This window comes from Salinispora vitiensis, assembly GCF_000378825.1.
GTDB classification, from domain to species: domain Bacteria; phylum Actinomycetota; class Actinomycetes; order Mycobacteriales; family Micromonosporaceae; genus Micromonospora; species Micromonospora vitiensis.
The window spans coordinates 3,461,152-3,484,177 of sequence record NZ_KB900388.1 but is presented as its reverse complement, the minus strand read 5'-3'; the positions used below and the strand labels follow the sequence as shown (position 1 = coordinate 3,484,177).

The 23,026-nt window shown below is 72.2% G+C and carries 23 protein-coding genes; 11 read left to right on the top strand and 12 right to left on the bottom strand.

From position 1 onward, the window contains the following. The first annotated feature begins 7 nt into the window (after positions 1–7). The 6 genes from SALPAC2_RS0116470 to SALPAC2_RS0116445 all read left to right on the top strand — a co-directional run bounded on the left by SALPAC2_RS0116470 (position 8) and on the right by SALPAC2_RS0116445 (position 4,249). The gene (locus SALPAC2_RS0116470) at positions 8–361 is read left to right on the top strand and encodes a PadR family transcriptional regulator (RefSeq protein WP_018217740.1); all 354 of its coding nucleotides are present in this window, start codon (positions 8–10) and stop codon (positions 359–361) included. Further along, the gene (locus tag SALPAC2_RS0116465) at positions 358–1,416 is read left to right on the top strand and encodes a hypothetical protein (RefSeq protein WP_018217739.1); all 1,059 of its coding nucleotides are present in this window, start codon (positions 358–360) and stop codon (positions 1,414–1,416) included. The genes SALPAC2_RS0116470 and SALPAC2_RS0116465 overlap by 4 nt, the downstream gene beginning before the upstream one ends. Positions 1,417–1,554: 138 nt before the next feature. Next, positions 1,555–2,046 (top strand): cyclic pyranopterin monophosphate synthase MoaC, encoded by a 492-nt coding sequence (moaC, locus tag SALPAC2_RS0116460; RefSeq protein WP_018217738.1) that lies wholly within the window; start codon positions 1,555–1,557, stop codon positions 2,044–2,046. After that, entirely contained in the window at positions 2,043–2,516 is a 474-nt protein-coding gene (locus SALPAC2_RS0116455) for a MogA/MoaB family molybdenum cofactor biosynthesis protein (protein WP_018727676.1), read from the top strand. The genes moaC and SALPAC2_RS0116455 overlap by 4 nt, the downstream gene beginning before the upstream one ends. Positions 2,517–2,570: 54 nt before the next feature. Next, a complete protein-coding gene (locus tag SALPAC2_RS0116450; RefSeq protein WP_026184800.1) occupies positions 2,571–3,824 on the top strand; it encodes a molybdopterin molybdotransferase MoeA in 1,254 nt (417 codons plus the stop codon). After that, positions 3,821–4,249 carry a molybdenum cofactor biosynthesis protein MoaE gene (locus SALPAC2_RS0116445; RefSeq protein WP_018217735.1) on the top strand — a complete coding sequence of 143 codons (429 nt, stop codon included), beginning with the start codon at positions 3,821–3,823 and terminating at the stop codon, positions 4,247–4,249. Before SALPAC2_RS0116450 ends, SALPAC2_RS0116445 begins: the two co-directional genes overlap by 4 nt. Positions 4,250–4,280: 31 nt before the next feature. Here the strand turns inward: SALPAC2_RS0116445 and SALPAC2_RS0116440 are convergent, their stop codons facing one another. Beyond that, the gene (locus SALPAC2_RS0116440) at positions 4,281–5,717 is read right to left on the bottom strand and encodes a glycosyltransferase 87 family protein (protein ID WP_018217734.1); all 1,437 of its coding nucleotides are present in this window, start codon (positions 5,715–5,717) and stop codon (positions 4,281–4,283) included. A gap of 213 nt (positions 5,718–5,930) precedes the next feature. Beyond that, positions 5,931–6,476, bottom strand: a complete 546-nt coding sequence (locus SALPAC2_RS0116435) for a DoxX family protein (protein WP_026184799.1) — start codon at positions 6,474–6,476, stop codon at positions 5,931–5,933. A 141-nt stretch (positions 6,477–6,617) separates the two neighbouring features. Between SALPAC2_RS0116435 and SALPAC2_RS0116430 the strand changes: the two genes are divergently transcribed. After that, positions 6,618–7,154, top strand: a complete 537-nt coding sequence (locus SALPAC2_RS0116430; protein ID WP_033661841.1) for a GNAT family N-acetyltransferase — start codon at positions 6,618–6,620, stop codon at positions 7,152–7,154. A 55-nt stretch (positions 7,155–7,209) separates the two neighbouring features. Here the strand turns inward: SALPAC2_RS0116430 and SALPAC2_RS0116425 are convergent, their stop codons facing one another. From SALPAC2_RS0116425 to SALPAC2_RS0116395, 7 genes are all read right to left on the bottom strand, one after another. Further along, positions 7,210–8,448, bottom strand: a complete 1,239-nt coding sequence (locus SALPAC2_RS0116425) for an ATP-binding protein (protein WP_018217731.1) — start codon at positions 8,446–8,448, stop codon at positions 7,210–7,212. 187 nt (positions 8,449–8,635) lie between these two features. After that, entirely contained in the window at positions 8,636–9,136 is a 501-nt protein-coding gene (locus tag SALPAC2_RS0116420) for an LppU/SCO3897 family protein (RefSeq protein ID WP_018217730.1), read from the bottom strand. Positions 9,137–9,219: 83 nt separating this feature from the next. Then, complete coding sequence (locus SALPAC2_RS0116415) at positions 9,220–12,408, bottom strand: UvrD-helicase domain-containing protein (RefSeq protein WP_018217729.1); 3,189 nt, start codon at positions 12,406–12,408, stop codon at positions 9,220–9,222. A 61-nt stretch (positions 12,409–12,469) separates the two neighbouring features. Next, a complete protein-coding gene (locus SALPAC2_RS0116410) occupies positions 12,470–13,720 on the bottom strand; it encodes a metallophosphoesterase (RefSeq protein ID WP_018217728.1) in 1,251 nt (416 codons plus the stop codon). A gap of 13 nt (positions 13,721–13,733) precedes the next feature. Continuing rightward, complete coding sequence (locus SALPAC2_RS0116405; protein WP_018217727.1) at positions 13,734–14,030, bottom strand: MoaD/ThiS family protein; 297 nt, start codon at positions 14,028–14,030, stop codon at positions 13,734–13,736. 1 nt (position 14,031) lies between these two features. Continuing rightward, positions 14,032–15,045, bottom strand: a complete 1,014-nt coding sequence (gene moaA, locus SALPAC2_RS0116400) for a GTP 3',8-cyclase MoaA (protein ID WP_018217726.1) — start codon at positions 15,043–15,045, stop codon at positions 14,032–14,034. Position 15,046: 1 nt separating this feature from the next. Beyond that, positions 15,047–15,955, bottom strand: coding sequence for a fructosamine kinase family protein (locus SALPAC2_RS0116395; protein WP_018217725.1), 909 nt, complete (start codon positions 15,953–15,955; stop codon positions 15,047–15,049). Positions 15,956–16,106: 151 nt separating this feature from the next. On the opposite strand from SALPAC2_RS0116395, the gene SALPAC2_RS0116390 reads away from it, so the two are divergent. Genes SALPAC2_RS0116390 through SALPAC2_RS0116380 form a run of 3 tightly spaced genes read left to right on the top strand, consistent with a single transcriptional unit; the run spans position 16,107 to position 18,231 of the window. Beyond that, positions 16,107–17,252 carry a DUF4192 domain-containing protein gene (locus tag SALPAC2_RS0116390; RefSeq protein ID WP_018217724.1) on the top strand — a complete coding sequence of 382 codons (1,146 nt, stop codon included), beginning with the start codon at positions 16,107–16,109 and terminating at the stop codon, positions 17,250–17,252. Further along, positions 17,183–17,965, top strand: a complete 783-nt coding sequence (gene mobA / locus SALPAC2_RS24980; protein WP_018217723.1) for a molybdenum cofactor guanylyltransferase — start codon at positions 17,183–17,185, stop codon at positions 17,963–17,965. Before SALPAC2_RS0116390 ends, mobA begins: the two co-directional genes overlap by 70 nt. Then, the gene (locus SALPAC2_RS0116380) at positions 17,962–18,231 is read left to right on the top strand and encodes a DUF6457 domain-containing protein (protein WP_018217722.1); all 270 of its coding nucleotides are present in this window, start codon (positions 17,962–17,964) and stop codon (positions 18,229–18,231) included. Before mobA ends, SALPAC2_RS0116380 begins: the two co-directional genes overlap by 4 nt. 78 nt (positions 18,232–18,309) lie before the next feature. Here SALPAC2_RS0116380 and SALPAC2_RS0116375 read toward each other — a convergent pair whose 3' ends face one another. Further along, positions 18,310–20,253, bottom strand: a complete 1,944-nt coding sequence (locus SALPAC2_RS0116375; protein WP_018217721.1) for a beta-propeller domain-containing protein — start codon at positions 20,251–20,253, stop codon at positions 18,310–18,312. Between the two features lie 64 nt (positions 20,254–20,317). Then, complete coding sequence (locus SALPAC2_RS0116370; protein ID WP_018217720.1) at positions 20,318–20,776, bottom strand: Lrp/AsnC family transcriptional regulator; 459 nt, start codon at positions 20,774–20,776, stop codon at positions 20,318–20,320. A gap of 106 nt (positions 20,777–20,882) precedes the next feature. Between SALPAC2_RS0116370 and ddaH the strand changes: the two genes are divergently transcribed. After that, positions 20,883–21,668 carry a dimethylargininase gene (gene ddaH / locus SALPAC2_RS0116365; RefSeq protein ID WP_018217719.1) on the top strand — a complete coding sequence of 262 codons (786 nt, stop codon included), beginning with the start codon at positions 20,883–20,885 and terminating at the stop codon, positions 21,666–21,668. Positions 21,669–21,776: 108 nt separating this feature from the next. On the opposite strand, the gene SALPAC2_RS0116360 is transcribed toward ddaH, so the two are convergent. After that, positions 21,777–22,970, bottom strand: a complete 1,194-nt coding sequence (locus SALPAC2_RS0116360) for an ABC transporter substrate-binding protein (RefSeq protein ID WP_018217718.1) — start codon at positions 22,968–22,970, stop codon at positions 21,777–21,779. Positions 22,971–23,026 lie beyond the last annotated feature (56 nt).

Genomic DNA, 23,026 nt, shown 5'->3' with positions numbered 1-23,026 from the left:
GACACCGATGCAGGAGCCGACATTTCTGATCCTCACCGCGTTGGCGACGGGGCCCAAACACGGCTACGGGGTGACCCAGGAGGTCGCCGATATCTCCGAGGGGACGGTGAAGCTGCGGGCCGGCACCCTCTACGGAGCCCTCGACCGCCTGGTGGAGCAGGAACTCATCGCGGTCGATCGCCAGGAGGTCGTTGACGGGCGGCTACGTCGCTACTACCGACTCACCGACGCGGGGGCCGGCCGGCTCGCCGAGCGGGCCCGGCGCCTGCGCAAGCACGCGGAGGTGGCGGAGACCCGGCTCCAGGCGCGACCGAACCTGGCCCTCGGACTCATGGCTGGCCCGCTCGGGGCTCCCGCGTGACCGCCCCGGGGGAGGTCGCGCGGGAGTTGCCGGCGCAGGTCCAGCTGGAACGCTGGTACCGGCGGCTGCTGTGGGCGTATCCGGTCGGTTATCGCCGTAGCCACGGCGAGGAGATCCTCACGATGCTGCTGGACTCCGCTGAGCCGGGCCGTAGGGTGCCTGCCCGCGCCGACGTGGTGGATGTGCTGCGCGGGGCGGTGCGGCAGTGGTTCCGACTGCCGATCGGCCGCACGGCGGTGCTGTCGGCCGTGTTGTCGGCCGTGGTCCTCGGAGCCGTGGGAGCGGGCGTGGGTTCCTGGCTGGCTTGGCAGACGGGTGCGGCGCTGCCGTCGGACACCGAAGCCCTGCAGACGGCGGAAACCGTAGCGGGTGTGCCCATGAACGCGCCGGACGTGACCCGCATAGCTGATCGGGGGGAACCTCACCCCCGGGTGTACGTCTTCGCCCTGGAACAAGCGCTGCCGAACTGGACTTTGGCGGCCGCGCAGGCGCGACTTCGGGCCGACGGCTGGACACTTGGAACCGTCCGGGAGTCCACCAACCAGGCGGTGAGGGGCCGACCGGCAAGCCCCGTCTATTCGGTCCAGGCCACCCGGGGTAATCTGGAACTTGAAGCAGTCGGGGATACCTTCCGCTCGGGCGGCACCGGCACAATCGTGCACGTGGGCATCCACCCGGTCCGGCCCGACTGGGAACCAGCGGCGATCCTGGTGGGTGGGCTTGCCGGCGCGGTCATCGGCTGGCTCCTCACCGGCTTCGCCAGCTACCGCCTCCGAGGCCGCACGCTGCCGCGCCGGCTTACCGTGCTCGCGCTCGGCGTCACCGCGCTGGGGTTCGCCGCCGATCCCACCATCGGCCTGTACGAGACGTTGGCCGGCTACGCCTTCGGCGACCCGGAACCCGTCCGGCCGAGCTACCCAGCCTACTACTGGGTGGCGGCCCGACCTGCCACCGAACGTATCGGCGGAGCGCTGGCCATCGGACTCATGATCCTTGTCCTGGCCGCCACGGGCCGCCGCCGGTCCGAGGAACGGCCCACCGCAACGGCGGCCTGACCGTACTCCAGCGGTCCGTCCCTGTCCGCGAGCGGAGGATCGAGTGCACGTAGCCGGGCCTGACCAGCCGGTGCGGCGTGGGTGATCGCACCCAACCGGCGGCTCGGGCCCGGCGCAGCGGTGGCTAGACTCGCCGTCGTGACGGATTCCGCGCAGCTCACCCACGTTGACGCGGCCGGCGCCGCCCGCATGGTTGACGTCTCCGCCAAGGCGGTGACCGGGCGGCTGGCCGTCGCCGCCGGTCGGCTCCGGACCACTCGCGAGGTCGTCGACCTCCTGCGCCGCGATGGGCTACCCAAGGGGGATGCGCTCGCCGTCGGCCGGCTCGCCGGGATCATGGGTGCGAAGCGGACCCCGGACCTGATTCCGCTCTGCCACCCGATCGCCCTGCACGGGGTCGCCGTTGACCTGACCCTCACCGACGACACCGTCGAGATCACCGCGACCGCCCGGACGGCCGACCGCACCGGCGTCGAGATGGAGGCGCTCACCGCCGTCGCGGTCGCCGGCCTGGCCCTCATCGACATGGTCAAGGCGGTCGACCCAGCGGCCACGGTGGACGCGGTCCGGGTCCTGCGCAAGGAGGGCGGGGCGACCGGTGAGTGGGTCCGCCCCGAGGACCGGCCGTGATCCGGGCGCGGGTGGTCGTCGCCTCCAACCGGGCCTCCGCCGGTGTCTACCGGGACACCAGCGGCCCGCTGCTCGCCGCCGGCCTGCGGGAGTTGGGCTGCGCGGTGGACGAGCCGGTCATCGTGGTCCCGGACGGTGACCCGGTCGGCGCGGCGCTGAGCGCCGCCGCCGCCGAGGGGGTGGATGTCGTGCTGACCAGTGGCGGCACCGGCATCAACCCGACGGACCGCACCCCGGAGGTGACCCGGGCGCTGCTCGACCACGAGATCCCGGGCATCGCGGAGGCCATCCGGGCGTACAGCCGGGACCGCGTGCCCACCGCGGTGCTGTCCCGGGGAGTCGCCGGTGTGCTGGGCCGGACGCTGGTGGTGAACCTCCCCGGCTCGACCGGGGGCGCCCGCGACGGGCTGGCCGTGCTCGGACCGATCCTCGCCCACGCTGTTGACCAGCTCCGTGGCGGGGACCACTGATCGGTTCGCGAACCAACGGGCACGTGGCTGCCCCGATACTCTCGTCGGGTGAGCATGGAAGCCGCAGCCGTCGACCCCGTCGCTCCGCCGCCCCCACCCGCGGGCTGGGAGGAGGCGCGTACCCGGGTGTACGCGGTCGGTCGAGCTGCCGCGCTGCCGGTGGTGAGTCGGCCGCTCGTTGACCTCGACGGGCACACCCTGGCCGAGCCGTTGGCCACCCGGACCCCGCTACCGGCGTTTCGCACGACCAGCGTGGACGGCTGGGCGGTGCGAGGCGCCGGCCCGTGGCGGATCGTGGGTCGGGTCCTAGCCGGCGGGGTCCCGGCGCCGCTGACCGAGGACGGCACCACCGTCGAGATCGCCACCGGTGCGATGGTTCCCGACGGCGCCGCCGCCGTGCTGCGGGTGGAGGAGTCGAGCCGTACCCCGGACGGGTTGGTGGCCGGCACCCCGCGTCCGTCGCCCGAGTGGCGGCTGCCGGGGGAGGAGGCCGCCGCCGGTGAGGAGCTGTGCCCGGCCGGCACGCCCGTGGACCCGGCGGTGATCGGGTTGGCCGCCTCCTGCGGACACGACACCCTGCGCGTACGGCGGCAGCCCCGCGCGGCGTTGCTGGTCTTCGGGGATGAACTGTTGACGGCCGGACCGCCCGGGGCGGGGCGGGTCCGGGACGCACTCGGTCCCGCCGTGCCGGCGTGGCTGCGCCGGTACGGGTGTGCGGTGCGCCCCACCGACGTGGTCGGGCCGGTGGCGGACACCCTCTCGGCGCACGTGGCGGCACTCAGCGATGCGCTCACCCACGCCGACCTGGTCTGTACGACCGGCGGCACCATGCACGGCCCGGTGGACCACCTGCACCCCGCCCTCGAGGCGTTGGGGGCGGAGTACGTGGTCAACACCGTCGCCGTCCGGCCCGGCTTCCCGATGCTGCTGGCCCGGGTGGTCGGCACCGACGGCCGGGTGCGCTTCGTCGCCGGGCTGCCCGGTAACCCACAGTCGGCGATTATCGCCCTGGCGTCGCTGGTCGCACCGTTGCTGGCCGGCCTCGCCGGCCGGCCGATGCCGGAGTTGCCGCAGGCGGTGCTCGCCGAACCGATCCCGGGGCGGGGCGCCTTCACCCACCTGGCGCTGGTCCGGCTGGATCGAGTCACCGGCACCGCCCATCCGCTCCGGCACGTCGGCTCGGCGATGCTGCGCGGCCTGGCCGGAGCCGACGGGTTCGCGGTGATCCACCCCGGCGCGTCCGGCGAGCCGGGCGACCGGGTGTCGGTCGTGCCGCTGCCGTTGCTGCCCGGGGAGCGCGGGTCGTGACCGCCCCGACCGTGGCGTTCGGCGAGGTGACCGAGCGACCGCTGGATCTGGCCGCACACGAGGGCGCGGTGGCGGACCGGGCCGCGGGCGCGGTGGTGTCCTTCCAGGGCGTCGTCCGGGACCATGACCACGGCCGGGCGGTGGTCGCGCTGACCTACGAGGGGCACCCGAGCGCCGAGCGGGTGCTGCGCGAGGTCGCTGCCGAGATCGCCGACGACCCCGAGGTGTACGCGGTCGCCGTCTCGCACCGGGTCGGTCCGCTGGAGATCGGCGACGCGGCGCTGGTGGCGGCGGTCAGCACCGCACACCGAGCCGCCGCCTTCGCCGCCTGTGCCCGATTGGTTGACGAGGTGAAGGCGCGGCTGCCGATCTGGAAGCGGCAGGTGTTCGCGGACGGCACCGAGGAGTGGGTGAACTGCCCCTGACGCCGTCCGCGTGGGACCGCGGGGCGGTCGGTCAGCGGCGGCTGGCCAGCGGGACGACCGACCGGCCCGGACGCTCGCCGTAGAAGGCCGGTTCGGCACCGGGGCGCCAGGGCAGCGCGGTGACCAGCACGATCAGTGCCAGGGCCAGCGAATTTTCCATCAGGGCGCCGAAGAGACCGTCCTGATAGTGCGACACCTCGGGCAGCTGGTGCTCGTACGGCCAGATCGGCGAGACGAGGAAGAGGAGATAGAGGGCCACGGCGGCGACCGCGTGCCGGAGCCCGGTCAGCGTCGGGTACCAGATCGGGGGGCGCAGACCGTTCACTCCGGGTAGGTCCTCCACACCGGCCCGGGCAGCCAGCGCCCGGCTGGCGTCCCGGCGGCGGACGGCGGCGTCGGCGAGCACGATGATCGCGGGGATCACCCAGACGAGGTGGTGGGTCCAGGAGATCGGGCTGATCACACTGGTGGTGAGCCCGACCAGGGTGAATGCCGTCAGCTCGTCGCCGTCTGCCCGGGCGTTGGCGGCCCGGGACAGACCGAGCGCGAGCAGCAGGATCGCGAACGTGAACCAGAGCAGCCCCGGGGTCTCGATCGAGTCGTGGAGGCGGGCGAGCAGGCCGGCGAGCGACTGGTTGGGGGTCATGTCGGCGGCACCGACCCGCTCGGTCTGCCAGAGCACCCCACCGAAGTAGGCCCGGGACTCGGGGCCGACGATGGCGAACGACCCGATCGTCACGGTCAGCACCGTGCCCACGGCGGTGGTCGCCACCCGCCACTGGCGGGTGATCATGAGGTAGGCGATGAAGAGCGCGGGGGTCAGCTTCACCGCGGTGGCGAGGCCGATCCCGACGCCCGCCCAGGCGCCGCTGTAGAAGAAGCGCAGCAGCGGCCCGTCGGAGGGCGCGACGTGGGTGCCTCGACGGGATCGCCAGCGCAGACCGACCAGGTCGGCCATGACCAGTGCGAACAGCAGCAGATTGACCTGCCCGTAGCCGAGGGTCTCCCGGGACGGCTCGAGGGCGGTGGCGAGCACCGTCGCGAGCGCCACCGCGTACCACAGGGGATAGTTGAGCCGGTCGGCGATCGGGCGGAGTAACGCGGTGAGGACCACGGCCAGCGCGGCGACGCTCGCCACCGCGTTCACCAACCCGGCCAGCCCGACCGGAAGATGCGCCATCGGGAGCATGGCGAGCCCGGCGAAGGGCGGGTAGGTGAACCCGAGGGTCGTGTCGGGCGCGATGAACTCGTACAGCTCGTGGCCGTTCGCCCACCACACCGCCGCACCGTGGTAGATCTTCATGTCGAAGAAGTTGTACGGTCGCCCGAACGCGCCGACAGCGAGCCAGGCGGCGTACGCGACGACGGCCACGATTCCGATCCGGATGACGGTCCTACGGTCGAGCCCCCGCAGGACACGGCGAACCGGGGCGAGGCGGCGTGCCCGCCGACGGAGAGTCGTCGGCATTGAGTGGCCACCCCCGTACCAATATCGTCCTAGCCGTCCTGGTCCGGTACGGAGCCTAGAACGGTCCCTCACGTTTTTGCCTCCTGCGTGCTATGACCGTGTCCGATCCCACACTGGTTTTTGACATTTCCACCGGGGTTAACACCGGGCGGTCGGTACGCCGGATTCGCTGTTTGCTCCGACGGAGTGCGACGGGAGGAGGATCGACGCAGGTCAGCCAGGGAAGCGTCGAGCCGTCGCTGCCGATCGTACGGCGGTCCGAGCCTGTCGGCGGGCGGTACGAACAGCTCGCGTCGCCCAACGCTGGGAGTAGCCGAGCCGCTGACCGGCCCGCCAGCGTAGTCCCGGTTTCCCGGCGGTGTCCGCGGCGGCCAGCAAGAGCCCACCGAATAGGCCAAGGTTTTTCAGGAAATGGAGTTGGTTGTTTACCCGCTGCTCCGGATCCGTGTCAGTCCAGAACGGATGCCCGGCGATAGTACCGGGTACCAGAGTGCCGGCCAGAACCAAGGCAGCCGGTCGGGTGAGCCGTCCGGTGGCGAGCAGTAGGCCGGCCCCGAACTGTACCGCTCCATTGGCGCGGATCAGGGTCTCGGTATCGGTGGGGACGCCGGGAATAGCTCGTCGCAGCAGGGGCGCGACTTGGTTGGCCATCGGCGTGGCGGCGGGGGCGAGCCGACCCGGGGCGGCGAGGCTGCGGGCCCCCTCGACCACGAGGATGCCACTCAGCATTACTCGGGCGAGGGAGCGCACGGGTGTCATGGGTCAGTCATACCCTGTCGGATCCGCCGCCACCCCGGCAACTGACCGATCTGGATCGGTTGACGCGGCCTGCCACGCCGAATCGCCGGACTGTCCCGGACCGTCCGGCGCGGGCGGGGTAACGTCCCCGGCGTGACCACCATGCGACTACGGCCCGAGGAGCCGGCAGATGCCGGTGCGGTGCGGCGGGTCCTCGCCAGCGCGTTCGCCCGTCCCGACGTAACCACCCCGCCGGAGGTCGGCCTCGTCGACGAGCTGCGCGGCAGCGCGGAGTGGCTGCCGGCGCTGGCCATGGTGGCCGAGTACGGGGGTGAGGTCGTCGGCTACGCGCTGCTCACCCGGGTGCGGGTTCGCTCCGACCGTGACGAGGTGGCCGCGCTCGCCCTCGGGCCGGTGGCGGTCGCCCCGCACCGGCAGCGCATCGGGCTGGGCAGCGCGGTGGTGCAGGCGGCCTTGGACGCCGCCGCCGAGCTGGGTGAGCGCCTCGTGGTGGTCTTGGGTGATCCGGCCTTCTACCGGCGGTTCGGGTTCGGTCGGGCCGACCGGCTCGGCCTCACCAGCCCCTGGTCCGGGCTCGGTGAGCCCTGGCAGGCCCGGGTGTTGCCGTCGGTCGGCGGCGGCACCGGACCGCCCGCTCCCGGCGAGGTGATCTTTCCGCCGCCGTGGTTGAAGGTGTGAGCCGACCGAGCTGAGCCGGCTGACCGACCGAGCTGAGCCGGCTGACCCGACCGGGCTACGCCGGCTGGGTGCGGAGGTAGCGGCCGAAGTGGGGCACCGTGAACGCCACCGTGCCGCGTTCGCCGGAGTAGATGAGACCCTTTTTGATCAGCGCATCCCGAGCTGGGGAGAGGCTTGCGGGCTTGCGCCCCAGCGCGCGGGCGATCTCGGCGGTCGGCACGGCCGCGTCCATGTCATCCGGGGCGCCAACGTCCGTACCGTCAACCAGGGAGAGGGTCGCCATCGCCCGCATGTACTCGCGTTCGGCCGGAGTGGCTCGCTCGAACCGGGAGCCGAAGAAGCCCACCGCCAGCTCGGCCTCGGCGTCCGGCGCCGCCACCCGGACATCGGCGGCGGTGATCGGTGAGCGGGGAGCGTGGTCCCAGGTCGTCTTCCCGTACGCCTGGACGAAGTAGGGGTAGCCGCCGGACTTCTCGTAGAGCAGGTCGAGCGCCTTCTGCTCGTACTCGATCTCCTCGCGCGCGGCGGGCGCGCAGAGCGCCTGGTCGGCGGCGATCCGGTCCAGACGATCGATGCGCTGGTAGCGAAAGAGCCGTTCGGAGTATGACTTCGCCGCGCTGAGCACCGCCGGAAGGTGCGGCAGGCCGGCACCGACCACGATCAGCGGCGCGCCGAGTTGGGACAGCTCATGGCAGGCGGCGCAGAGCGCGGAGACCTCTTCCGGGGCGAGGTCCTGCATCTCGTCGATGAAGACGGCGATGCCGGTGCCGACGTCGGCGGCCACCGCGGCGGCGTCGGTCAGCAGCTCCACCAAGTCGATCTCGATGTCGCCGGAGTCGGCCCGCCCGCTCGCGGCGGGGACGTCGATGCCGGGTTGCCACCGGTCCCGTAGCCGGGGGGAGGTCCCGCCCCGACCGCTCGGGGCGGACCGTTGCGCGAAGGCCTTCAGGACGCCGAGGAAGGCGTCGATCCGGTCTGGAGCGCGGTGTCGGGGGGCCAGCTCGCGTACGGCCATGTGGAGGGCGGCCGAGATCGGGCGGCGCAGCGACTGGTCCGGCCGGATTTCGATCTTGCCGCTGCCCCAGAGTCGGTTGATGGCCTGCGACCGGAGCGTGTTGAGCAGCACCGTCTTGCCCACCCCGCGTAGCCCGGTGAGCATCAGGCTGCGCTCGGGACGGCCGCGCGCGATTCGCTCCAGCACGATGTCGAAGACGTCCAGCTCCCGCCCGCGCCCGGCCAACTCGGGCGGGCGTTGCCCGGCGCCCGGAGCGTAGGGATTGCGGATCGGATCCACGCATCGGAGACTATCGGGCTGTCTAGCAGCGGGGCTAGACCTCGGTAGATGGAGCTACCGGCGTGTCGTGTATCCCGGTGTCGAGTCACATCTAGGGCTGTCTAGTCTTCACGCTAGATAGCCCTAGATGTGGAAATACGTGCTTGGTTCGGTGTCTCGTTGGTTATCGTCCGCCGAGCGGCGGTGCTCAGCGTTGCTTCAGGCAGAGCACGAAGTCAAGAGTGTCCAGGTCACTGTCGAAAAAGAACCAGTTGGTGTAGTCGCCGACGGAGGCGCATTTCGTCGCGGCGTCCTTCTCGCCCGTCGTCGGGCCGTCCACGCGGCGCAGCACCTCGTACGTCTGCGGGCCGCACTCGGTGATCAGCAGCTCGGGTTTGCCGCCGGCCGGCCCGTTGTTGCGGACGCACTGGCCGACCTCGACGAAGCGGGGGTTGGCTGAGGAGTCCGGAGCCGCCACACCGGGCCCCACCGACGTGGCGGGTCCGGCCGAGGAGACCGAGGCCGTGACGGTGGGGGTCGGGTCGGACGCCGCCGGCGCCTCGTCGCCCCCGGCGCGGAACCAGAGGGCACCCGCCGCGGCCCCGAGGGTCAGGAAGACCACGATGCCGAGTACCGCGACCAGCGGTTTCCGGCGCCGAGCGGGAAACGGCTCGGTGCCGTGGCTGGCCGGTGATTCGTAGTCCGGCATGCGCGTCCTCCAGCGGGAGTGTGAGCGGCTGGACACTCGGGGTGTCGCCGCCTTCGCCACCGTAGTGGGTAGCGGCCGCGATTTCAGACCAGGCGGAGCTGGCGGTCCTTGGGGCGGCGGGATTCCGGTTCCCCGAGGCGTTCGAAAAGCCCCGGATCTATTACGGACAAGAACGGTGAGGGTCGACAGTCGTACTCGGTGCCGTGCCGGAAGCGCCGGGCGGCGTGGCTGAGGTAAAGCCGATCCTGCGCGCGGGTCAACCCAACGAAGAAGAGCCGGCGCTCCTCGGCGACCGCGTCGTCGTCCGGCTCGCTACCGGGCCAGCGCAGCGGCAACAGCCCGTCCTCGGCGCCGACCAGGAAGACCACCGGGAACTCCAGCCCCTTGGCGGCATGCAGAGTGAGCAGGGTGACCGCCTGCGCGCGTGGGTCGAGCGCGTCCACCTCCGCCCCCGTCGCCAGCTGGGACAGGAACAGGTCCAGGTCATCGCCGCAGCGCCGGGCCAGTGGGGCGAGCAGGTCGACCGCCACCCGTACGTCGGTCGGCCCGGCGGTGCCCGAGCCGTCGAGGGTGGGGGTGGCGAACCGTTGCGCGACCACCTGCCCGGCGAGCCGAACCCGGGCCGGCAGGCCGCCGTCAACGCCGCCGGTGTGCCGCAACTCCCGGGCGATCTCGGCGACGCCGGGGCGGTCGCGGAGCCGGTCATGAGAGCGCTTCTGCACCGGGATGTTCGCCCGGGACAGCGCGTCCACGATCGGCGCGGCCTGCGCGTCGGTGCGGTAGAGCACCGCGATGTCGGAGAATGAGAGGGTGGTCGTGCCGCCGTCGATCCGCCCCGAGTCCAGCGAGCGGTGCGACAGCCCGCCGACCAACTCGTCCACCGTACGGGCGACGAAGGTGGCCTCGTCGGCGACGGAGGTGGCCGCGTACCGGCCGAGCAGTGGGGCCTCCGGGTCGAGTCGGGCCGGGTCCAGCCGGCGGCCCCGGACCAGCGACGTGGGGGCGATCGCCTGTACCGCGGCGGCCAGGATCGGTGCCGACGAACGGTAGTTGCGGTTCAGCCGGACCAGCCGGGCATCGGTGAAGTCCTGCGAGAAGCGCAGGAAGTAGCGGACATCGGCGCCCCGGAAGGAGTAGATCGCCTGATCCGGGTCACCGATCGCGCAGAGGTTCCCGTCGGCGGGGCTGAGCAACCGGAGGAGCTCGTACTGCACCTCGTCAACGTCCTGGTACTCGTCAACGAAGATCCACTGCCATCGTTCGCGACAGGCGTCGGCCAACCGCCGGTCGGCTCGCAGCAGGGTCAGCGGCAGGGTGAGCAGCTCGTCGAGGTCGACCAGGTCCTGCTTGCGGAGCAGCGCCAGGTAGGTGTTGTCGTCGTCGCCGGCTTCGGCCCGGGCAGCGGCACGGTCCGCGTCGTCGGCGATCCGGAAGTTCGCCGGCAGGCCGGCGGCCGCATGGTTCTCCCGCAGGAGCTGCAGGCCGACGGAGTGGAACGTGCCGACGGTGACGTCCTCGGCGACCGGACCGAGCAGCCCGTCCAGTCGGTGCCGTAGCTCCTCGGCGGCCCGCCGGGTGAAGGTGATCGCCAGGCAGCGCTCCGGGAAGACGTTCAGCTCCGCGCAGAGGTACGCGATCCGGTGCGTCAGCGTACGGGTCTTGCCGGTGCCCGGACCAGCCACGATCAGCAGTGGCCCACCCGGCGCGGACGCCGCCACTCGCTGCATCGCGTCCAACCGGTCGAGTAGACCGGTGCCGACCTCCTCCATCCCGGACAGCATCGGCTCGAAGGGCTCGTGCGGCGAGGGGGGCGGCGCGATCGGTGGCGAGGGTGGGTTGGCCCGCCTCGGCTCCGGCTTCGTCGCCGGGCGACGGGCCTTCGGCTTCGGGGCCGGTTCCGCGGGACGGCGCGGCGCCGGCACGGCGGGTACGTCGAAGAGCGTCTCCTGCGCCGCCGTGCCCCCGCCGGGGCGGAGTTCGGTCGGGTCGAAGAGGGTGATGACGCCGTACTCGCCATCGAAGCCCGACACCCGGCGGACCTCACCCCGACGAAGCCGGCGGATGCCCTCGGCGAGGAGCTCGCCGCCGACCCGGTCGATCTCCGCGAGCGGCGTCCGGGTGAGGATCTCCAGCTCCGGGCCGAGCGCGGCGATCAGGTCGTTGAGCTTGCCCGCGACCCTCTTGGATCGCGCCCCCACCATGTTGATCTCACCGAGGAGTTCGGCCAGTGGCACCAGGTGGGTGACGTCCCGGGCGTGCGCCGGCCGGTGCCCCGCGGGACGGTCGGCCAACTCCTCCACCCGGTTGAGGACCCCGACGGTCAGCGGCTTGCCGCACTCCGGGCAGCGGCCGCCCGCCGCCCGGGTCTGCTCCGGCGCCCAGTTGACCCCGCAGAGCCGGTGGCCGTCCGCGTGGTATTTCCCCTCTTCCGGGAAGAACTCGATCGTCCCGGCCAGGCCGTCGCCGGTCCGCAGCGCCTCCCGGATGGCGAAATAGTCGCGGGCGGAGCTGAAGACCGTCGCCTCTCGGGCCAGCGCGGGCGGCGAGTGGGCGTCGGAGTTCGACACCAGCTGATAGCGGTCGAGGCTGCCGACCCGCCAGTTCATCTCCGGGTCGGAGGAGAGGCCGGTCTCCACCGCGAAGATGTGCTCGGCCAGGTCGGCGTAGCAGTCGGCGATCGCGTCGAAGCCGGACTTGGAGCCGAGGGCGGAGAACCACGGCGTCCAGATGTGCGCCGGTACGAGGTAGCCGTCCGGGCTCGCCGTGAGGGTGATCTCCAGCAGGTCGCGGGAGTCCAGACCGAGGATCGGCCGGCCGTCCGAGCCGAGGTTGCCGATCCGCCCGAGCGCCGTGTTGAACCGGGCCACCGCCGCCAGGTCCGGTAGGTAGACCAAGTGGTGCACCTTGCGCGTCCGGTCGTCGCGTTTGTAGATCGTGGAGATCTCGACGCTGAGCATGAACCGCGCCGGGGTGTGTTCCGCCCCGTCGGCGAGGCGTGGCGGTAGCTGGCGCGCGACCTCCCGCTCGGCCTCCGGAGCGAGCCGGTACAGGCCCGGCTCCGCCGGCTGCAGGGTCTCCCGGAGGTGGTCATACCAGGCGGGGTGGGTGAAGTCGCCGGTGCCGAGGACGGCGACGCCCTTGCGTCGAGCCCACCAGGCGAGGTTCGGCAGGGTGAGATCACGGCTGCACGCCCGCGAGTACTTCGAGTGGATGTGCAGGTCCGCGACGAAGGACGGGAGGCCACCGGGGGGTGCGGCGTTGATCGGAGGCACGAGGCATCCTGCCACAGAGCCCCCGTCCTACGCGCGCCGCCACGCGCTCACGTGAGCTGCACTATTCCGAACGCAGCTCGACGAGGGTGACCTGTGGCTCGACGCCGACCCGGACCGGGGGCCCCCAGAAGCCGGCGCCGTTGGTCACGTACACCTGGGTGCCGTTGACCTCGCCGAGGCCGGAGACCACCGGCTGCTCGAGTCCCACCAGATAGTTGAAGGGCATCATCTGCCCACCGTGAGTGTGCCCGGAGAGCTGCAGGTCGACACCGTGTTTGGCCGCCTCGAAGGCCGCGACCGGCTGGTGGGCGAGGAGTACCACCGGCCGCTTCGGGTCCCGATCGCCGAGGGCGGCGGCGTAGTCCGGCGGGCCGGCCACCCCGGTGCCGGCCGCATCGGCGTCGTTGACCCCGGCCAGGTCGAGTGCCCCGCCCCGGGCGGTGATCTCCACCCGCTGGTTTTGCAGGACCCGCAGGCCCAGGCGGTCCACCTCCTGCACCCACTCCTCGACCCCGGCGTAGTACTCGTGGTTACCGGTGACGAAGTAGCTGCCGTGTCGGGATCGCAGGTCACGTAGCGGTGCCGCCGCCTCGCCCAGCTCGGCGACGGAGCCGTCCACCAGATCGCCGACGACCGCGACGAGGTCGGCGTCCAGCCGGTTGATGGTGGCCACGATCCGTTCCGTGTGCGCCCGCCCGAGCAGCGGACCGAGGTGGATGTCGGAGACGGTGGCGATGCGGAGGCCGTCCATGCTCCGGGGCAACCGGGCCAGGTGGACCTGTACCCGGTCCAGCTGGGGTGGGCCGAGGGCGGTGCGCATGCCGTAGCCGGTCACGCCGGTGGCGGTGAGCCCGGCGAAGATCGCCGCCCCGCGCGCGAGGAGTAACCGGCGGGACGGATCGTGGTCCGGCTGCTCGCCGACGGGCGGGGCGGTGGCCGGCGGCTCCGCCGACCCGCCGGCCACCACCAGGGCGGGTTCTGGTGCCGGGGCGGTGGGCGTGGCGGCGGCCCTCCGGCGGCGCAGCACCAGCCGGGCGACCGCCATCGGTAGCTCCAGGGCCACCAGCAGGACCAGCAGGTAGAACAGGATCGCGAGCCAGAGGTAGCCCGGCCAGGCGAGCCAGTGCACCCCGACCCGGGTGCCGGCCATCGTGGCCGGGACGAGCACCGCGAGCACCAGCATGGTGACACTGCCGATGCGTCGCGGGAGCCCCGGTCGGGTGGTGTCGCGTACCAGCCGCTTCCAGAGGTAGAGGTGGACCAGGCCGGCGAGGAGGGCCATTGCGGCGACGAACCCCAGTACCGCGAACAAGGATGTGCCTCCCTCAGCCACCCGCGAAGGGGGGCAGAACGTCGATTGTGGCGCCCGCGGGCAGCGGTGCCCGCCGATCGTGCCAGTTCACCCCGTCAACCAGGAAACTGGCGACGCCCAGTACCGCGCTGAGCCGCTCGCCGTGCCGGTCGGCGATGTCGGTCAGGACCGCGTCCAGCGACCGGCCGGCGGACAGGTGCTCCTCAGCGCATCCGGCCGCCGCCCGGGCCCCGGCGAAGTAGCGGATCGTGAGGGTGGCGGTCGTCCGGTCGGGTCGGGCGTCGGTCCCCGGACCCCGCAGGTCGGACATGTCAGCCTCCTATCGCGGACATCGAGCGGTCGGGTTGTAGGAACCCCGGGTCGTCGATGCCGTGGCCAGCCCGTTTACCCCACATCGCGGCCTGCCAGCGGCGGGCGAGCTCGTCGTCGTCGGCCCCGGCGCGAAGCGCTCCGCGCAGGTCGGACTCGGTGGTGGCGAAGAGGCAGTCCCGGACCTGACCATCGGTGGTGAGCCGGGTGCGGTCGCACTCTCCGCAGAAGGGGCGGGTGACGCTGGCGATCACGCCGACCCGGGCTGGGCCGCCGTTGACCAGCCAGGTCTCGGCCGGTGCCGCGCCCCGGTGGGCGGGGTCCGGCACCAGGGTGTGTTCGGCCCGGAGCAGGGCGAGGATCTCGTCGGCGGTGACCATGGTTGACCGGTCCCAGCCGTGCTGGGCATCCAGCGGCATCTGCTCGATGAAGCGCAGCTCGTAGTGGTTGTCGAGGGCGAAGCGCAGCAGCGCGGGCGCCTCGTCCTCGTTGATGCCGCGGATCAGGACTGTATTGATCTTCACCGGGGTCAGCCCGGCCTGGGCCGCACCGGTCAACCCGGCCAACACGGCAGCCAGTCGGTCCCGTCGGGTCAGCCGGACAAACCGCTCCCGGTCGAGGGTGTCCAGCGAGACGTTCACCCGGTCCAGGCCGGCGGTACGCAGGGCCGGCGCCAGCCGGTCCAACCCGATGCCGTTGGTGGTCAGCGAGATGCGCGGCCGGGGGGCCAGCGCCGCGACCGCCGCGACGATGCCGACCAGGCCGGGCCGGATCAGCGGCTCACCACCGGTGAACCGCACCTCGGTGACCCCGAGCCGCTGCACCGCGATCCGGATCAACCGGACCACCTCGTCGTCGTCGAGGAGCTGCGGCCCGGCGAGCCAGGGCAGCCCTTCGGCCGGCATGCAGTAGGTGCAACGCAGGTTGCACTTGTCGGTCAGGGAGACGCGCAGGCTTCGGGCGACGCGGCCATGCCGGTCAGCGAGGACGCCAGCGGTCGGTCGGGCGGCGTTCACCTCACGACGGTAGCGCGCCGGAGCCGAGTAGGGCGTTCCGGGCGGTGCGTCCTACCGCTTCGCGGTAGGACGCACCGAAGAGTGCGGTGTGCACCAGCAGCAGGTGAAGCTGGTGCAGGGGGATCCGCTCCGGCCAGCCGTCGGCCAGCGGCCACGCCTCGTCGTAGGCGGCGCGGATCCGGTCCAGGTGTGGTGCGCCACCGAAGAGCGCGAGCTGCGCGAGGTCGGTCTCCCGGTGGCCACCGTGCGCTGCCGGATCGACCAGCCAGGCCCGGTCGTCGCGGCCCCAGAGCAGGTTGCCCGGCCAGAGGTCGCCGTGCAGCCGGGCCGGCGGTTCGTCGCCGCCGAGGGTGGCGGCCCGGTCGACGACCTGCTCGACCAGCTTTCGCTCCGTCGGGCCGAGCGCGCCGTTGTCGACCGACATCCGCAGGTACGGCAGGAGCCGGCGTTCGACGAACCACCGCGACCACGGGCCGTCGTCCGGGGTGTTGTCCGCCGGTAGCGTGCCGATGAAGCCCGGCCAGTCGGCGCCGAAGGCCGGGGCGCCGGCCCGGTGCAGGGCCGCCAGTTCCCGGCCGAACCGCTCGGCCACCCCCGGGTCGGGCTCGCCGGGCTCGACCCACTCCAGCGCCAGCAGGTTGGGCAGCGCCACGATCACCTCCGGTACGGCGACCGCGTCCGCCTCCCGTAGCCAGCGCAGCCCGGCCGCTTCGCTGGCGAAGAAGTGCCCCGGCTGGTCGCCGGTGGCCGTCTCGGGCCAGGTCTTCGCGAAGATCGAATGCCCGTCGTCGAGGGTGAGCCGGGCGGTGGTGCAGCTACTGCCGCCAGCGACCGGCGTCTCCCGGATCCGCTGGTGGGTCCGGAAGGTCGGCAGGTGCTCCGGGTGGGCCCGCAGGTACGCCAGATCCATGGGTCGGACGGTAGTGGGTCGGGGCGGGCCGAGGGCGGCAGAGGCCGAGAAGTCGCCATGACCAGCGCAACTACCCAACGTAGCTGTGGATAGACCGCGTGTCGTCCACAGGGGGCGGACGGCAGTCGGGGGCGGCGTACAGGCTGCCGGAATGGCCTCGACTGACCTCCCCCGGTTCTCCGTACGCTCCGGCGCGGACCTGATCGCCGCCGTGCCCTACCTGCTCGGGTTTCATCCGGCGGACAGCGTGGTCGTGGTGGGGATGCGTGGTCCACGGGTCACCTTCGCCGCGCGGGCAGACCTCGCGGGCCTGGCCGACTCCGCCGCCGCGACGGGCTCCACTGGCGCGGTGGGCGGCGCTGCCACTCCAGGCGGGCCTGCCACTCCGGGTGGCCCTGCCGCGGCGGCCCGGCATCTGGCGGCAGTGGTCGCACAGCAGCACACCGACCGCGCGACGGTGCTCGGCTACGGGCCCGCCGCCAAGGTCACCCCCGCGGTTGACGCCGTCCGGCAGGCCCTGGCCGAGGCCGGGGTCGCGGTGCTCGACGCGCTCCGAGTCACCGATGGCCGCTACTGGTCGTACCTCTGCCCGGAGCCGGAGTGTTGTCCGCCCGACGGCACCACGTACGACTCGAGCACGAGTCAGGTGGCCGCCGCCGCGGTCCTCGCCGGTCAGGTCGCGCTGCCTGACCGGGCGGCGCTCGTCGCCCAGGTGGCGTCGGTCGAGGGCGACGAGCGAGCTCGACTGCGGCGGGCCGCGCAGCGGGCGGGGCGGCGCTTCGCCGATCTGGTAGCCCGGGCACCCGGGGCCGACCGGTCCGGCGGGCTGGCGGTCGACCGGTCGGCTGGGCGGTCGGTGCGGGCGGCGGGGAGCATCGCGATCCGGGCCGCTCAGCGTCGGCACCGACGGGGCGGACGACTCGACGACGACGAGGTGGCCTGGCTGAGTTGGCTGCTGACCGACCAGACGGTGCGAGACCTGGCCTGGGAGCGAACCGACGGGCGGGACGCCGACATCGCGCTCTGGGTCGACCTCCTCCGCCGAGCCGAGCCGGAGCTGATCGCCGCCCCGGGTTCGCTGCTGGCCTTCGCGGCCTGGCGGGCCGGGGAGGGGGCGCTGGCGGCGGTGGCGTTGGAACGGGTACTCGCCCTGCATCCCGACTATTCGCTCGCACTGCTGGTGGACGACCTGCTTCGGCGTGGGGTGCCCCCGACCCGGCTGTCCGGGTGGCCAGCCATCGCGTTGCCCGGCGTGGTTCGTCCCCGCCCCCGGCGGGGCGGGCGGGGTGCCCGCTGACCGGCCGGCCGGGTCTCGGCCGTGGCGGGTCGCTGTTCGCGCAGGTGGGCACGGGGTCAACCGGGCTCGGCCGGTACCGTAGCCGGGTGCGTAGGTACGCGGCGGTGGTGCTGGCCGGGGGCGCGGCCCGACGGATGGACGGCGTGGACAAGCCAGCCCGGCCGGTCGGTGGTCGCCCGATGCGGGACCGGGTGCTGGCCGCGGTCGCCGACGCCGCACCGCGAATCCTGGTGGGCCCGGCGGCCGGCGCGCCGGCCGACGTGGTGATTACCCGAGAGTCGCCGCCGGGCGGGGGGCCGGTTGCCGCTGCCGCGGCCGGGCTGGCCCGGCTACCCGCCGATGTGGACCTCCTCGCCCTCCTCGCCGCCGACCTGCCGCTGCTCACGCGGGATGCGGTCCGGGAACTGCTGGGCCAGCTCGACGACGAGCGGGACGGGGGGCAACCGGCGGCAGGTCCCGGCGGGATTGACGGGGTGTGTTTTACCGACGACACCGGGCGGCGGCAGCCGCTCTGCGGGGTGTGGCGGGTCGCCCCACTGCGGGCCGCGTTCACCCGGCTGGTCACCCAGCGCCCCCTGGCTGGGGCGTCCCTGCGGGCTCTGCTGCATGGGCTGGCCGTACGCGAGGTGCCGTGGCGTGGGGATGGCCCCCCGCCATGGTTCGACTGTGACACCGACGAGGATCTACGCCGGGCAGAGGAGTGGGTGCGATGACTTCGATGGACGACTGGGTGACGGCGGTCTGCGCCGAGCTCGGCCTCGACCCGGCTCGGGTGCCGGTGCCAGCGGTGCTTGACCTGACGCGGGACGTGGCGCATCAGGTGTTGCGACCCGGCGCGCCGGTCGCCGCCTACCTGGTGGGGGTCGCGGTGGGCGGGGGCGCGGAGCCGGCCGCCGCCGCGGCCCGGATCCACCAGCTGGTCGCCAACTGGCCCGTCGAGCTGGGTTCCGAGGGCTCCGGCGACACGCTCGGCCGATGACGGTGGTGGGCCCGGCAACCCAAGGGGCCGGGTCCCACCACCGGAGCGGGGCTGAACAGCTGCGGGGTAGTCCGGCCGTCAGCTGTTGGGAAGCCAGGCCACGCTCTGACCGGTTGTCGGGTCGGAGGCCCGCAGGCCCGCGTCCGACACCGTCCAGAGGGTGTCGCCGACGAGTAGCGAACGGGTGATGTGCCCACCCGCCGGGTGGGTCACCTCGCCCTGGTCGGTGAGGGTGTCCCCGGCGACCCGCAACAGACGCAGGCCGGCGTTGACCGGGACAGCGAGTAGCCCGGTGCTCGGGTCGTACCGGAAGGCATGCGGGTCGTGCTCGGCGGCGGACCAGGCGTCCGGGCGGTGCCAGCGATCCAACTGGAGTGGCTGGGCCGGGTCCCGGACATCGAAGAGCGAGACCTGGACCCCCTGGGTGCGTCCGTCGAGGTCGGCTTCCTGCCCGATACCGAGCAGCCGGCCGTCCGCGACCGGGTGTAGGTACGCCGAGTAGCCGGTGATCTTCAGCTCGCCGGTGATCCGGGGGGCCGCGTGGTCGCTCAGGTCGAGCGCGTAGAGCGGGTCGGTCCGCCGGAACGTCACCACGTACGCGGTGTCGCCGAGGTAGCGCACCGAATAGATCCGCTCCCCCGGGCCCAGACCGGTCACCGCACCGGTCCGGGTCAGCACGCCGCCCTGCCGACGTAGCACGTGCACGCCGGACTCCGAGCTGCGCTCGTCCTGGCTCGTGATGGCGTTCTGGTCTGTGGTGGTGTCCTGGTCCGGGGTGGCGAGCGGGCCCGTGGTGGTGGTGGCGACGCGTAGGTGGCCCTGCCACTGGGACAGGGCGTACTGGTTGATCAGCTGGCCGGGCACCGTGCCGGCGGCGACGTACCGGGGACGGCCGGTGGTGGTGTCGAACTGGTAGATGTCGGTGACCGACGTGCCGACCTGGTCGGGCCACCGACCCGGAGTGGACGATGCCGCCAGCTGTCGCTGGCCCGCCAGGTAGAGGCTGTCGCCGGTGCTGTAGACGGTGTCCGCACCGGCGGCCACGCCGACCGGATCGCCGTCGGTGAGCCGGTCGGCGGTGAGGTCGAAGCTGAGCACGGTCAGCACGGTGGAGCCGGTTCCGGTCTGCGGGCGGCTCAGTCGGTCGCAGCCAACCCGGCCGCTCCCGTGCTCCGCTCCAGCTGTCCACTCGTAGGCCGGTAGCCACGCCTCGATACCCGCGGCGGTCACCGCGGCCTGGTAGGCCGCCTTTCGGGCCGCCTCGTCGGTGCTGGCGGGCAGCTCCGGGAAGGTCAGCTCCGGGTGGGACTGGACCACCACCCGGGCCGTGCTCCCGGTCTGTCGGGCGTCCAGGGTGCGACCGTGGATTTCGTACGTGCTGAGCACCCGGGGTGGGCCGCTCAGGTCGACTAGGTGGAGCTGGGTCGCGGCGGGCGGGCTCGATCCGGGTGACGCGGTGGCACTGTCCTCGTGACCGGGGCGGAGCGCGGGGAGGACCACCATCGCCTGCGTGAGGACCATCGCGTGCTCGCCGAACAGGAGCAGGTCCTGCCGGCCCCAGTGGCGCTGCTCGGAACCATCGTTGAGGTCCAGCCGCCCGGTGAACCGGTTGGTGGCGGGGTCGACGACCCGGAGCACGCCCTGGCTGATGGTGACGATCCGCTTCCCGTCGGTCTTGACCAGGTCCGGCTCGTCAACGCCGGGCTCGTACGCATTGGTTTGCGAGTGTTCCCCGGCCGGCGTCGACTCGGCCGTCTTGCTGGCGGCGTACGCCGATGCCGACCCGGCCCGTTGTTGGGGCGCGCCGCCGACGAGCCCCCACGGGCCGACCTCGGCTGCCGTCGCGGCGCGCAGCTCGGCCAGCGCATCGGCGCAGGAGTCGAAGGAGACCAGCTGTAGTGGTGACTCGGGTCCGGCCGGTGGCGTCTTCGGCGCCGGTGACCGGGTCGCGGCGACGCTACCTGCGAGCAGGAGAAGCGCGAGCAACGTACCCGCGAGGAGAGTGGGGCGGCGCGATGTCATGCCCCTTCGACGCCGCCGGCCGGCCCGCGGTTCCCAGGATGGCTGGGAGCAGCAGCGACGGTGATCAGTCGGGGGGTGGGCCGACGCCGGGGGACTCGACGAGCCGGGAGAGCACGATGGTGCTGCGGGTGGAGGTCACAAAGGACTCCGCTCGCAGGCGTTCCAATGCGGCCTCGAGATGGGCGATGTCGGCGGCGCGCAGGTGGACGAGGGCATCCGCCTCGCCCGAGACGGTGTAGGCCCCGACGACCTCGGGGTGTCGACGGGCGGCGACACCGATCTGCGGTGGCGTGGTTCGACCGGCGCAGAACAGTTCGACGAAGGCCTCGGTGGTCCAGCCGACCGCGGCCGGGTCAACGATGGCGGTAAATCCGCGGATGACTCCGGTCGCGCGTAGCCGATCGACGCGCCGTTTCACGGCCGGGGCGGAGAGGGAAACCCGTTGTCCGATATCGGCGTACGACGCACGGGCGTCGGCGACCAGCAGTGCAATGATTCGCTGATCTACTGCGTCAATCTGCAATGTTCTGCCTCCGGGAAGCAATATTTGTGGCTGTTACCGTCGTTCGACGATACCTACCTTGGTAATCGTGAACCAGCAGCGAGTGCCGCGAAAGCGGACATATCTCATGTGCTCGCCGAAGCACTTCGCGGTTGAGTACGCGATCAACCCGTGGATGGACGTCACCACCCCGGTTGACGTGGAGTTGGCGGTCAAGCAGTGGGACCGGCTGCGCGAGACGCTGGTCGGGCTCGGCCACGACGTGCACCTACTCACCCCCGCGCCGGGGCTACCCGACATGGTCTACGCGGCCAACGGCGCGCTCGTCGTCGATGGCACCGTGTACGGCGCGCGGTTCAAGCATGCGCAGCGCAGCGCCGAGGCCGCGGCCCACCGCGCCTTCTACCAGTCACACGGTTGGCACTTCATCGCCCCGACCGCCACCAACGAGGGCGAGGGTGACTTCGCGTACCTGCCGGCGGCGCACGGTGGGCTCGTCCTGGCCGGCTACGGCTTCCGGACCGAACCCGCCGCCCACGCCGAGGCGCAGGAGGCGCTGGGTCGACCGGTGGTCTCGGTGCGGTTGGTCGACCCTCGCTTCTACCACCTGGACGTGGCGTTGGCCTCGATCGATGACAGCAACATCGCCTACTATCCGGGTGCCTTCTCCACCACCAGCCAGAAGGTTCTGGCGCAGCTCTTTCCCGCGGCCGTGGTCGCCGATGACGCCGACGCCCTCGCGTTCGGTCTGAACCTGGTCAGCGACGGACGCAACGTCGTTCTGAACAGCGAGGCGACCGGCCTCGCCGACAAGCTGGCAGCCGCCGGCTACCAGCCGGTGCCGGTGCCGCTGGCCGAGTTACGTAAGGGCGGTGGCAGCGTGAAGTGTTGCATCGCTGAACTGCGCCCCTAGCGCTCGGTGCCGAGCGGCGCAGCGCCGGCAGGTGGCGCCGGGGGGCGGGTCCGCGCCGCCCCCCGGTCGGCCGAGCGTGGCCCGGGGGGCGATTCGCGCCGCCCCCGGTCAGCCGAGCGTGGCCAGCTCGGTCAAGAGCACGTTGGAGAGGAGCGGGCCGTCGAACTGGACCTCCCGGAGGTACCACCGCTGCTGCGGGGTACGCGACTGGTTGAACTGCCACACGCCGCGGGGGCTGTCAATTCGGCCGATCCTGCCGAGCGCGAGGTTCACCTCCGACGGGGTGGGTGACTCGCCAGCACGCCGGATCGCCTGGTTGAGGACGTGCGCCGCATCGTAGGACGCCGTCGCGTACGCCGTCGGGGAGGTGCCGTGCTTCTTGCGGTACGCGGAGGCGAAGAGCCGGTTGGCCGCGTTGTTGATGTCGGGCGAGTAGTTCAGGGTGGTCTGGATGCCGAGAATATCCGTCTCGTTCTTGAAGCTCGTTAGGACGTTGCCCTCGGTCAGGAAGCCCGGGGCGTAGATCGGGCCGGTGTAATCCTCCGCGCGGAGCTGTTTGATGAACTCCACGGCAGCGGCGCCGGCGAAGAAGCAGAAGACGCCGTCCGGATCGCGCGCGAGCGCCGTGGCGATATCCCGCTGGTAGGCGTTCTTGCCCGGGACGCCGGAGATGTCCTCCGTCCAGGTAACGGGAGCTGCGATCCGGGGGTCGGACTGCCCGAATTCCTCCTGGAAGCCCTGGAGTACGTCCTTGCTGGCTGGGGACTCCGGCATGATGATCGCCAGCCGTGCCGATGAGTCGAGCGCCTCCTTCAGGTAGCGGCCGAGGGCCCGACCGGCCTCGTCCAGCACGTACGACGTGCGCCAGATGTAGACGACGCTCTGCAGACTGCTGGGGGAGGCGTTGGAACCGACCAGCGGCACCTGGGCCTGCTCCACGGTGTCCCGGATGCCGAGCATGACGGTCGGGCTGACCACCCCGGTGAGGGCCAGCACTCCCTGGTTGAGCAACTTCTCCACCGCGGCCTGGCCGGACTTCGCGTCGCTGCCCTCATCGACGGCGACCAGCTCGGTCGGGTGCCCGCCGAGCTGCTCCTCGTTGAGATCCAGGAAGAGTTGGAAGCCGTTGGCCACTTCGACTCCGATATCGGTGAGGTCACCGTTCTGCGGAATGAGCATGCCGATCTTGATGGGGCTCAGCGGAGCGTCGGACGCACTGCGGCCGGCGCATCCTGCCCCGAGTCCGGCCGTGCCCAGCGCTGCCAACAGCTGTAGGGCGCGCCTGCGGTTCACCTGTGTCACCGGTCCCTCTCCAGAATCTTGGCCGGGCGTATCCGGCCCATCCGGCGTTTTACCCC

Bases quoted from the DNA above. Each gene is read 5' to 3' on its own strand.
- SALPAC2_RS0116470 (WP_018217740.1), top strand. From the start codon at position 8: ATGCAGGAGCCGACATTTCTGATCCTCACCGCGTTGGCGACGGGGCCC.
- SALPAC2_RS0116450 (WP_026184800.1), top strand. From the start codon at position 2,571: ATGGAAGCCGCAGCCGTCGACCCCGTCGCTCCGCCGCCCCCACCCGCG.
- SALPAC2_RS0116440 (WP_018217734.1), bottom strand. From the start codon at position 5,717: ATGCCGACGACTCTCCGTCGGCGGGCACGCCGCCTCGCCCCGGTTCGC.
- SALPAC2_RS0116435 (WP_026184799.1), bottom strand. From the start codon at position 6,476: ATGACACCCGTGCGCTCCCTCGCCCGAGTAATGCTGAGTGGCATCCTC.
- SALPAC2_RS0116430 (WP_033661841.1), top strand. From the start codon at position 6,618: ATGCGACTACGGCCCGAGGAGCCGGCAGATGCCGGTGCGGTGCGGCGG.
- SALPAC2_RS0116420 (WP_018217730.1), bottom strand. From the start codon at position 9,136: ATGCCGGACTACGAATCACCGGCCAGCCACGGCACCGAGCCGTTTCCC.
- SALPAC2_RS0116405 (WP_018217727.1), bottom strand. From the start codon at position 14,030: ATGTCCGACCTGCGGGGTCCGGGGACCGACGCCCGACCCGACCGGACG.
- SALPAC2_RS0116395 (WP_018217725.1), bottom strand. From the start codon at position 15,955: ATGGATCTGGCGTACCTGCGGGCCCACCCGGAGCACCTGCCGACCTTC.
- SALPAC2_RS0116390 (WP_018217724.1), top strand. From the start codon at position 16,107: ATGGCCTCGACTGACCTCCCCCGGTTCTCCGTACGCTCCGGCGCGGAC.
- SALPAC2_RS0116380 (WP_018217722.1), top strand. From the start codon at position 17,962: ATGACTTCGATGGACGACTGGGTGACGGCGGTCTGCGCCGAGCTCGGC.
- SALPAC2_RS0116375 (WP_018217721.1), bottom strand. From the start codon at position 20,253: ATGACATCGCGCCGCCCCACTCTCCTCGCGGGTACGTTGCTCGCGCTT.
- ddaH (WP_018217719.1), top strand. From the start codon at position 20,883: ATGTGCTCGCCGAAGCACTTCGCGGTTGAGTACGCGATCAACCCGTGG.